Source organism: Mesorhizobium sp. M8A.F.Ca.ET.021.01.1.1 (assembly GCF_003998025.1).
GTDB lineage: Bacteria > Pseudomonadota > Alphaproteobacteria > Rhizobiales > Rhizobiaceae > Mesorhizobium.
Genome location: NZ_RZSJ01000212.1, coordinates 1 through 7,287, shown reverse-complemented (window position 1 = coordinate 7,287; position 7,287 = coordinate 1). Strand labels below are relative to the sequence as shown.

General features: G+C 64.0%; 6 protein-coding genes. 3 read left to right on the top strand and 3 right to left on the bottom strand.

What is annotated here, in order from left to right:
- Positions 1–180 (bottom strand): DUF559 domain-containing protein (locus EOA36_RS38325; protein WP_245464395.1); only part of this gene is annotated, 180 nt, incomplete at its 3' end.
- A 135-nt stretch (positions 181–315) separates the two neighbouring features.
- The gene (locus EOA36_RS17730; protein WP_127278737.1) at positions 316–1,893 is read right to left on the bottom strand and encodes a trimethylamine methyltransferase family protein; all 1,578 of its coding nucleotides are present in this window, start codon (positions 1,891–1,893) and stop codon (positions 316–318) included.
- Between the two features lie 255 nt (positions 1,894–2,148).
- Between EOA36_RS17730 and EOA36_RS17725 the strand changes: the two genes are divergently transcribed.
- Both EOA36_RS17725 and EOA36_RS17720 read left to right on the top strand, forming a co-directional pair.
- A complete protein-coding gene (locus EOA36_RS17725) occupies positions 2,149–3,324 on the top strand; it encodes an MFS transporter (RefSeq protein WP_127278736.1) in 1,176 nt (391 codons plus the stop codon).
- A gap of 96 nt (positions 3,325–3,420) precedes the next feature.
- Positions 3,421–4,581: an MFS transporter gene (locus EOA36_RS17720; RefSeq protein WP_127278735.1), complete on the top strand. Its 1,161-nt coding sequence runs from the start codon at positions 3,421–3,423 to the stop codon at positions 4,579–4,581.
- Positions 4,582–4,600: 19 nt separating this feature from the next.
- Here the strand turns inward: EOA36_RS17720 and EOA36_RS17715 are convergent, their stop codons facing one another.
- A complete protein-coding gene (locus EOA36_RS17715; RefSeq protein ID WP_127278734.1) occupies positions 4,601–5,152 on the bottom strand; it encodes a hypothetical protein in 552 nt (183 codons plus the stop codon).
- 122 nt (positions 5,153–5,274) lie between these two features.
- On the opposite strand from EOA36_RS17715, the gene EOA36_RS17710 reads away from it, so the two are divergent.
- Positions 5,275–7,287 (top strand): prolyl oligopeptidase family protein (locus EOA36_RS17710; protein ID WP_145969203.1); only part of this gene is annotated, 2,013 nt, incomplete at its 3' end.

Below are 7,287 nucleotides of genomic sequence, written 5' to 3'. Positions count from 1 at the left end.
AAACTGACGGGTAAAGCGATGGCCGCCAAGCTTGCGCGCCTTCAGCTCAAGCCAAAGCAATGCTTCCGCCTGATTGCCGGCTTGCCGGAGTTTTCGTGCTCGCGGGGTCGTGCCTGCTTTTCGGCGGCTGCGCGTTGCGTGACCGGCTTCCCCCACTCCGTCGCCGCTTCGCGGCGCCACCTCTCCCCCCTCCGGAGGGAGAGGAAGGGAGCCAGCCGGCATAAGCCCGCGCCTTTCCTCTCCCCCGTCGATCGGGGGAGAGGTGGCGAGCGAAGCTCGACGGAGTGGGGGTCGACCGTTCATCAGCAATATAGATCAAAAGTCGGTCGGCGCGCCGCCTTCGGCGGTGCGCTTCTGGACGAAGGCGTTGAGCTCCTCGCGGATCGCCGGGTCCATGTAAGGCTCCTCATAGGACGCCAGCCGCTCCTTCCAGACCTTGTTGGCCTTTTCCAGCGCTGTCGGCGAGCCGGCTTCGGCCCAGGTCTCGAAATTGCGCCAGTCGGACAGGATGGGCGAATAGAAGGCGGTCTTGTAACGATCCTGCGTGTGCTGGGTGCCGAAGAAGTGGCCGCCGGGGCCTACCGACTGGATGGCGTCGAAGCCGAGCGCCTCTTCGGAGAGGTCGAGCGGGGTCAGGAATTCTGCCACCATCTGCAACAGGTCGATGTCCAGAATGGTCTTCTCGTAGGAGCAGCGCAGGCCACCTTCCAGCCAGCCTGCGGCGTGCATCATCAGATTGCCGCCGCCCTGGATGGCACCCCACAGCGAGAACACGCTTTCATAGGCTGCCTGCGCGTCGACCGTGTTGGCCGCGCAGGTGTTGGAGGTGCGGTAGGGAATGTTGTAGCGGCGGGCAAGCTGGCCACCGACGAGTTGCGCCTTCATGTATTCGGGCGTGCCGAATGCCGGTGACCCGGATTTCATGTCGACATTGGAAGTGAAGCCGCCATAGCCGACCGGCGCGCCCTTGCGCACCATCTGGGCGAAAGCAATGCCCGACAGCGCCTCGGCGTTCTGCTGCACCAGCGCGCCGGCAATGGTGACGGGCGCCATGGCGCCCGACAGGGTGAAGGGCGTGACGATGACGACCTGGCCCTTGCTCGACATCTGGATGATGCCTTCCATCATCGGCACGTCGAGCTTGAGCGGTGAATTGGTGTTGATGATGGTGAAGACGGACGGCTCCGCGAGCAGTTGCTCGTGGCTGATGCCGCGCGCGATGCGGGTGATCTCGATGCCGTCGACATTGCGCTCCTTGCCGAGCGAATAGATGTGGAACACCTTGTCGGTCAGCGTTGCGAGGTCGCGGATGCATTCGAGGTGGCGGACCGACGGGTGGATATCGGTCGGCTCGACCGGATAGCCGCCCGTGCAGTTCAGGATGTTGTGCATCTGGGCCAGCCGCAGGAAATTGCGATAATCCTGCTGGTTGCCCGGTCGGCGGCCACGATCGATGTCGGAGCAATTGGGTGCCGAGGCCATCATCGAAATGATGAGATTGTCGCCGCCGAAGCGCAAATTGTGCGCGGGATTGCGGGCATGAATGGTGAATTCGGACGGGCAGTTCGACACCAGATCGAGGATCATGTCGCTGTCGAAGCGCACCCGCTCAGAGCCCTCGCGGACATCGGCGCCATGCGCCTTCATGATGCGGCGGGCTTCGTCGTGCAGGACATCGACACCGATTTCCCTGAGCACGCGCAGGGAGGCGAGGTGGATCGATTCGAGTTCGTCCTCGGAAACCAGCTTGGTCGGCGTCAGTGGATTTTTCAGTTGGCGGAAAGCTGGCTGCTCGAAGGCGGCCGAGCCTCCGGCGCGCTTGCCGGCGCGACCGCCACGGCGGGCACGGTCGGGTGCCAAAGCCGGCTCTGAGGGTTGTAGGGCGGCGGTCATGATGGTCCTCGTAGGATGCGATAACGGGCGGCATAATGGACCGGCGCCCGTCCGACCATTGCGGAGGCGGCGACCACTAGGGCGAGGGAAGCGACATGCCCGAACGGCAACCGCGCTGCCGCGACATTCGCCTGATCATTCATCCCTTGGCGCAAGCGGATTTTCCTCGGCGGCCCTTTCTTTCCCTGGATCGAGCCAGTAGCTGGTGAGCCTGTCGCCGGGGAGGTCAGCCGGCGCCTCACATGGAATGACAGCATGGTCGCAACCGGCTCGAGCGAAGGCGAAGCGGGAACGCAGTGGGCAGCGCTCGCCGGCGTCACCGCCGCGCTGGCCATGTTCGGAGCGGCGCAAGGGCTGAGTTCGCCGCTGTTCACGCTGCTGATGCAGAAGCAAGGCATGTCGCCAGGCCTGATCGGCCTGTCGGCGGCGATGATGCCGCTCGGGCTGATCCTGTCGGCTTCCTTCGTGCCGGCGGCGGTTCGGCTGGTCGGTGCGCGAAACCTGGCAGTCGGATGCTCGCTGATCGGAGCGCTGTGCTTCCTGGGCATCGGCTATCTGCAGAACTGGTTGGCCTGGTACGTCATCCGCTTCATCATCGGGGTGGTCATCAATCCGCTCTACATCCTTGGCGAGGTGTGGGCGCTGTCGCTGGCGCCGCCGTCGCGACGCGGGCGCGTCATGGGCGTGTTCAACACGCTGATGGGAGCCGGCTATTCGGCGGGTCCGTTCACCCTGACCTTTGTCGGCATAGAGGGATGGGGGCCTTTCAGCGTCGGCATTGGCGGCTTTGTACTTTGCGCGGTCATCCTGCGTCTCGTCTCCTCGAAGCTCGCCGGGTTCGAGGATGACGGCCAGCCGGCAGGAAGTTTTGTGGGTTTTGCCCGGCTGGCGCCGGCGCTGCTTCTGGCCGTGCTGGTCTCGGCTGCCGTCCAGCAAAGCACCTATGCGCTGGTCCCGGTCTTCGGCGCCGGCTATGGCCTGCCCGAGGCCGTGCTGGCTGCTTTGGTGATGGCGCTGTCGCTTGGCAACATCCTGCTGCAGATACCGCTTGGCCTGCTCGCCGAGCGCTTCGGCGGCCGGCCGATGATCCTGGCCTGTGCGGTGGCGACGACCACTTGCGCTGTCCTGCTGCCGCTGCTGATCACCACACCGCTGATCTGGGGCGTGCTTCTGGTAATGGGCGCGGTCGGCTACGGCGTCTATACGATGGCGCTCGTCGAACTCGGCAGCCGCTTCGGGGGCTCGCTGCTGGTCACCGGCAATGCGGCTTTCGCCTTGCTGTGGGGCGTCGGCGGCATCGTCGGTCCGCCGGGCGCGGGCCTGCTGATGCAAGCGATCGGACCACTGGGATTGCCGACCGTAATCATTGGCCTCGACGCTTTGCTGGTCGCCTTCGCGCTCTATAGATCGGCCCGCCGCGGAGGCTCCTGACAAGGTTTGGCTGGAGCCGCGCGTCGGTTCGGGCCGCAGGGGTTACCGCCATCGGACCGAACCGCTAAGTCTGCAACCGCGACGGCACTGGGGATCATGGACTTGGTGGACACCAAAAGCGACGAGAGCATGCAGTGGGCGGCGATCACCGGTGTGATCGCGACCGTGTCCGTGTTCGCCATCGCGCAGGGCCTGTCCTATCCGCTTTTGAGCTTCATCCTGCAGCGCCAGGGCGTCTCGCCAGCGATGATCGGCCTGTCGGCGGCAATGACCCCTGTCGGCTTCATCCTGTCATCGCCGCTGATACCTGGCCTGGCGCGCCGGTTCGGGGCAGGGCGCACGGCGCTCACCTGCGCCGCATTCTCGGCTATCGTGCTGGCGTTGATCGGCTGGACGCAGAACGTCTATCTCTGGTTTCCGCTGCGCTTCCTGATCGGCGTGGTGACCAACCCGCTCTATGTGCTCAGTGAAATCTGGGTGATCGCGCTGGCACCGCCGGCCCGGCGCGGCCGCATCATGGGTCTCTATTCGACGATCATTTCCGCCGGCTTCGCGACCGGGCCGCTTTGCCTGCTTGCCGTCGGCACGGAAGGCTGGCCGCCATTCCTTGTCGGGATTGGCGCCTTCGTGCTGTGCGGCTTTTGCCTGGCGTCGGTTCTGCCGCAGCTGCCCAGGGTGGACGAGGCCGGGCATCGGGTTTCGGTGATGGGTTTCATGCCGCTTGCCTGGCTGCTTCTGTCGGCGGTGGTCGTGGCCGCCGGCTTCGAGCAGGCGGCGCTGGCGCTGCTGCCTGTCTATGGCACGCATCATGGCATCGCGGAGGCGCGCATGTCGGCGCTGCTGGCGGTCATGATTGCCGGCAACATTGCCATGCAGGTGCCGCTTGGCCTGCTGGCCGAGCGGCTGACGGCCCGCCTGGTACGTTTCCTCTGCGTCTTGCTGACGCTGGGCGGCTGTGTGCTGCTGCCGCTGCTGATCGAAACCCCGCTGATATGGCCCTGCGTCTTCGTCTGGGGCGCGGTGTCTTATGGCATCTACACGATGTCGATCATCGAGCTCGGCGAGCGCTTTACCGGCTCGGCGCTGGTTGCCGGCAATGCGGCATTCTCGCTGATGTGGGGCGTCGGCGGCATTCTGGTCCCGCCGCTTACCGGTGGCATGATGGATGTGCTTGGCGCGGGTGGCCTGCCGGCCACGCTTGGCGCGATCTGCGCCACGCTGGCGCTGGCGACGCTTATTCGAAGACGGGTTGTGTAGCATCGGGGTATCGGGATGCTCAAATCCCTGGTCCCGGTTTGCTCGCCAGCCTGAAAATGGCCCAGAGGTCACAGTCGGCATGGCGTTCTTCGGGATGCATCCTGCGCAGCGAATCCCGAGTCTCCACGGCTCGATCGAAGTCATCAATCAGCCCGACCCTGGACAGCTCTGCATTTGCAAACACGTCTGGGAAGCCACCGCAATTGGTCAAAGCGCTGACGCCGACAGCCTGATCCATCAGGTCATAGCCCATGAAGGTGAACCCGTCCCAACCAAGCGATCGTACGTCTGCCGGAGGCCTTCGGATGACGCCAAGGATGTTGAAGTTGGCGGGATCGCCCAATTCCGAGAGCAGGAAGTCCAGGTCGACAAAGAAATCGAGCATGTTGTCTTCGTTGACGATGTGAGGCCAGTAGCTATTCTTGATCTGCGAGAGCGCAACTGGGCAAAGCACCCCGTCGAGCGTAACGACTTCGGTCAACTGGGTGAGGCCCGACCATTCGATGTATTCCCTCCACCCGCTTCCGTGGAATGGGCTGAACTTCTCGGTTGCGATGTAAAGACGTTGCATGCCGGCTGCCTGCTCTGAACAGCTGTCGCGTCCGCGAACCGTTTTACCTGTTCCCGTTGAATGTCGGTAGCGTCATGCCGATGTTTGTGGCACCGAGCCTGATGAATTTTTCGGAGACCCACATGACCAATTCGATCGCCCAAAGGCAGCCAGGGCCAGTTGACGAGAGACAAGATCCCTTTCTCTGGCTGGAGGACAGGACAAGCAAACAGTCGCTCGACTGGGTTCACCAGCAGAATGAGGTGACGGTGGCGCAATTGCAGGGCGATCCATCCTATCAGGCGTCGTTCCAGACGGCGCTCGACCTGATGACGGCCGAGGACAATATCGCGGTCGGCGCGGCAATCGCGGGCCATGTCTACAATTTCTGGCAGGACAAGACCAACGCGCTCGGCCTGTGGCGGCGCACGACGGTCGCTTCCTACAAGACCGACAAGCCCGAATGGGAAACGATCATCGACTTCGACCAACTGGCGGCGAAGGAGGGGATAAAGTGGGTGTTCGGCGGCGCTGTCAGGCTCTACCCCGATTTCAACCGCTGCCTGGTCTCGATGTCGCCCGATGGCGGTGATGCCAGCGCGATGCGCGAGTTCGACATCGCGGCCAGGTCCTTCGTCGAAGGCGGTTTTCAGGCGCCGGCCTCGAAATCGGGCTTCGGCTGGCTGGATGAGGACACGGTCATCGTCTCGGCCGCGTTCGAAGAGGCCGACAAGACAGAGTCCGGATATCCGCGCGTGGTCAAGCTCTGGAAGCGCGGCACCAGGCTGGAAGAGGCAACCCCGATCTTCGAGGGAAAGACCGAGGATCTCGCCGTTGGCGCCGGCGTCGAGTTCGACGGCGAGAAGCGCCATCTGTTTCTGGCGCGGACACTCAACTTCTTCGCATCGCACAGTTTCCTGCGCCTCCCTTCGGGCGAGAACCGCCGCATCCCGCTGCCCGACGACGTTACCGACACCGCGCTCTTCAGGGATCAGCTGGTGTTCGGGGTGCGCACTCCGTGGACGGCGCCGGACGGCACCGCATGCCAGCCGGACGGGCTTTATTCGCTCGACTTCGCGTATTGGATCGAAACTGGCGGTTTTGGCGCCATCGAGACCTTGCTGGCGCCGGCGCATCGCGTCTCGATTGCCGGGCTCGCCAGAACGCAGGACCGCCTGTTCATCAACCTGATGGACAATGTCCGCGGCAAAGTTATCGTCTGCGAGCGCAAGGATGGCGCCTGGTCGCTGAAGCCCGTCGCGCTGCCTGAAAACGGCACTGTCGGCATCAGCCATGCAGAGCATTTCGGCTCCACCGTGTCCTTTTCCTTCACCGATTTCCTCACGCCAAGCTCGATCATCTGGTCGGATGACGATGGCGAGACGCTGGCCACCGTGAAGTCGCAGCCGGCCCGCTTCGATGCCTCGCCGCTGATCTCGGAACAGTTCGAGGCACGATCGAAGGACGGCACGATGATCCCTTACTTCGTCGTCAGGCGGCGGGACCAGAACGGGCCGGTGCCGACGCTGCTCTATGGCTATGGCGGCTTCGAAGTGCCGCTCTTGCCTGGCTATGCCGGCGTGCGCGGCAGGCTGTGGCTGGAGAAAGGCAATGCCTATGTGCAGGCCTGCATTCGCGGTGGTGGCGAATTCGGACCTGGCTGGCACCAGGCGGCGCTGAAAGGCAAGCGCCAGAACGGCTTCGACGACTTTGCCGCGGTGGCCGAGGATGTCGTCAGGCGCGGTATTGCGACAGCCCAATCGCTCGGCATTCAGGGCGGCTCCAACGGCGGCCTGCTGACCGGCGCTTCCCTGACACAGCATCCCGAGCTTTTCGGCGCCGTCATCATCGAGGTGCCGCTGCTCGACATGCTGCGCTACACCGAATTGCCGCCGGGCGCTTCGTGGATGGCCGAATATGGCGATCCGTCAAAGCCGGAAGATGCCCAGTGGCTTTCGGCCTATTCGCCCTATCAACATGTCAAGGCGGATGCCGCCTATCCGCCGGTACTCTTGACCACCTCGACCGCCGACGACCGGGTCCACCCCGGCCACGCGCGCAAGATGGCGGCCCGCCTGCTGGAGGCCGGACATGGCAAAACGCTGTTCTTCGAGGAGACCGAAGGCGGACATGGCGGGCGCGGCGACCGCCATGTC